This window comes from Bradyrhizobium sp. (genome assembly GCF_049798375.1).
Lineage (GTDB): Bacteria > Pseudomonadota > Alphaproteobacteria > Rhizobiales > Xanthobacteraceae > Bradyrhizobium.
This window is the reverse complement of record NZ_JBARGP010000118.1, coordinates 1-3,392: the sequence shown is the minus strand read 5'-3', so window position 1 is coordinate 3,392 and position 3,392 is coordinate 1. Positions and strand designations below refer to the sequence as shown.

At 65.7% G+C, this 3,392-nt stretch carries 3 protein-coding genes; all 3 read left to right on the top strand.

Annotation, left to right across the window (positions count from 1 at the left end; genetic code table 11):
* On the top strand, nt 1–684 hold a 684-nt coding region (gene tyrS, locus WA702_RS05445; RefSeq protein ID WP_425109515.1), incomplete at its 5' end, for a tyrosine--tRNA ligase.
* A gap of 208 nt (nt 685–892) precedes the next feature.
* On the top strand, nt 893–2,143 hold the full coding sequence (locus WA702_RS05440; protein WP_425109514.1) for an MFS transporter: 1,251 nt from the start codon (nt 893–895) through the stop codon (nt 2,141–2,143).
* 108 nt (nt 2,144–2,251) lie between these two features.
* A partial coding sequence (locus WA702_RS05435) for a cache domain-containing protein (RefSeq protein WP_425109513.1) occupies nt 2,252–3,392 on the top strand: 1,141 nt, incomplete at its 3' end.

Sequence of the window (3,392 nt, the reverse complement as noted above, 5' to 3'; positions counted from 1 at the left end):
GTCGGCTGCCGCATGCAGATGGGCGGCTCGGACCAGTGGGGCAACATCGTCAACGGCGTCGATCTCGGCCGCCGCATGGGCACCCCGCAACTGTTCGCGCTGACGACGCCGCTGCTCACCACCGCGTCGGGCGCCAAGATGGGCAAGACCGCGCAGGGCGCGATCTGGCTCAATGCCGACCAGTGCAGCCCGTATGATTTCTGGCAGTACTGGCGCAACACCGAGGATGCCGACGTCGCACGCTTCCTGAAACTGTTCACGACGCTGCCGCTCGACGAGATCGAGAAGCTCGCCGCCTTGCAGGGCGCCGAGATCAACGAGGCCAAGAAGGCGCTGGCAGACGCCGCCACCGCGCTGCTGCACGGCGCAGACGCGGCGCGCACCGCAGCCGAGACCGCGCGCCGCACCTTCGAGGAAGGCGCCATCGCCGAGAACCTGCCGACGGTGGAAATTCCGTCTGCCGAATTTGAGGCCGGCGTGGGCGTGCTCAACGCCTTCGTCAAGGCCGGCCTCGTCGCCTCCAACGGCGAAGCGCGCCGGCAGATCAAGGGCGGCGGCCTGCGCGTCAACGACACTGTCGTCAGTGATGAGAAGATGATGCTGACGCAGAAGGACCTGACGACGGAAGGCGTCATCAAGCTGTCATTCGGCCGCAAGCGCCACGTGCTGCTGAAACCTGCATAAGCTGCTTTCGACATTCTGATCATCTTGATGCGGAGAATGTAGGATGGGTGGAGCGCAGCGATACCCATCGAGCCCGTTGCGATGTGATGGGTTTCGCGAACAGGTCGGAAGGTCCGACCTGCTCGCTCTACCCATCCTACTCACCGCATAGCCGCATTCGGTTTTCGCTGCTTGTCAGGAGCCGCTGAAGCGCGCTCCCATAACGCGCATGAAAGCAAATGCGTTACGGGAGGACGAGAGCCGGGCGCCGCAGCCAACCATGGCGCGCGTGGCGCTGGCCGTGCTGGCATTATGCTTCACATTGTCGGTGCTCGGCCGCGGCCTGGCCGAGAGCTTCACCGTCTTCCTGAAGCCGATCTCCGAAAGCTTCGGCTGGGATCGCGGCCAGGTGGTCTCGATCTACTCGTTGGCGGCACTGGTCGGCGGCCTCGCCGCGCCGCTGGTCGGCCGGCTGTTCGACCGTTCCGGACCACGCGCGGTCTATGCACTGGGATTGCTGCTGCTCGGCAGTGCTTTCCTGATCGCCTCGGTCGCGCAGCAGCTCTGGCAATTCCAGCTCAGCCTCGGCCTGTGCGGCGGTGCCGGCGTCGCGCTGATCGGCAACGTGCCGAACTCGATCCTGCTCGGCCGCTGGTTCGGACCGAAACTGCCGACCGCGATGGCCGTGATCTATTCGGCGACCGGCGCCGGCGTCCTGATCCTGCTGCCGGCCTCGCAAGTCCTGATCGAGCGCATCGGCTGGCCTTCCACCTACCGGCTGTTCGGCGCCGGCGCGCTGGTCTTGTTAGTTCCGCTGTTGCTGCTGCCCTGGCGGCTGTTTGCGGGCGGTGCGCCCCACGTGGTTCGCAAGCTCAGCGACGAGCTTGTCGATGACGGCTGGACGCTCGTTGCCGCGATGCGCCATCACGCCTTCTGGGCGCTGTTCGGCACCTTCTTCTTCACCGCGATCGGCATGTACGCGATCGCGCCGCAGGCCGTCGCCTATCTGATCGATGTCGGCTTTCCGCCGTTGCAGGCGGCGACTGCCTGGGGCTTCTCCGGCGTCGTGCTGCTGGTCGGCATGCTCGGCGTGTCGTGGCTCGACGGAGTGATCGGACGGCGGCCATCGGTGCTGTTCGCCTACGCGCTCTCGCTGGTCGGCATCCTGATGCTGTGGGCGCTGCAATGGTCGCCGAGTTTCTGGCTGCTGACGGGCTTCGTCGTCTGCTTCGGCAGCACGATCGGCTCGCGTGGTCCGCTGCTGGCGGCCACCGCCATGAAGATCTTCAGGGGCAAGCAGGTCGGAACCATCTACGGCACGATCACGATCGGCAGCGGGCTCGGTTCCGCGCTTGGCTCCTGGGGCGGCGGCGTCATTCACGACGTCACGCATAGCTACAATTCGCTGATTGTCCTAGCCCTGGTGAGCGTCGTGCTCGGCATGATTCCCTTCCTGGTTGTTCCCGCGCTTCGCAATTAGTTCGCATGGCTGCAATTCGCGGCGGGATGTCGCGGCTTCCCGTTCTCTTCACGATTAGTAAGCAGTCCCATGCTACCTCACCGGTAAAAGGAACCAGACGAGGACGCGATGACGCTGCTCAGCCATTTCAAGATCCGCACCAAGCTCGCAAGCATGGTGGTGCTCGCAGCGCTAACGGTGTTGGCGATCGTCGGTGTCGCGTCCTGGCTCAGCGAACGGCGCATGCTGGACGACCGCGTCGCGCAGATGCGCACCGCCGTCGACATGATGATCGGTATGGCACAGACGCTGCAGACCGAGGTGGCCGCCGGCAAGATGACGCTGACTGATGCCAAGACCCAGTTCCGACTGCGCGGCCGCGGCATGGTCTTCAACGGCAACCAGGGCTATCCGATCGTCTATGAGGCCGACAGCACCAGCCTGCTGAACTACGCCAATCCGCAGGTGGAAGGCCGCCCGTCCGGCGCCAAGGATGCCGACGGCAATGTGATCGCGGACCTCCAGATGAAGGCGGCGCGCTCCAGCCCCGAGGGCGGCATCTCGAGCTATCACTTTCCCCGTCCGGGCCAGAAGCTCGCGATCCGCAAGGTCGCCTATGCCCGGCATTTCGCGCCCTGGGACATTTACGTGACCTACGGCGTCTATGTCGACGACATCGATGCCGACGTGAACGCGCTGCTGTTGCGCCTCGGCACCATCGGCGGCGGCCTGATGCTGTTGCTCGCAAGTTTTTCGTGGCTGATCTCCCGTGACGTCGTCGGCGGGCTCGGCCGGCTGAAGGACCGGATGCAGGGCATCGCGGGCGGTGCGCTGGAGACGCCGGTTACCGAGACCGATCGCGGCGACGAGATCGGCCGCATGGCCGAAACGCTGGACGTGCTGCGCCAGACCGCGATCACCGCACGCACGCTCGAGCAGGAGCAGGCCGCCAGCAAAGACCGTAGCGAGGCCGAGAAGCGCGAGGCATTGATCACGCTCGCCGATCGCTTCGACGCCTCGGTCGGTCAGCTGGTCGGGATGATGGCCTCAGGGGCCGGCGAGCTCGAAGCGACTGCAAAGTCGATGACCGGCACCGCCGAGAGCACCAATCACCGCGCCACCGCGGTCAGCACCGCGGCGACCCAGGCCAGCACCCGGGTGCAGACGGTCGCCAGCGCAGCCGAGGAGCTGTCCTCCTCGATTACTGAAATCAGCCGCCAGGTTGCGCAGTCCGCCGCGGTGACCGGCCGCGCGGTCGAGAGCGCACGGC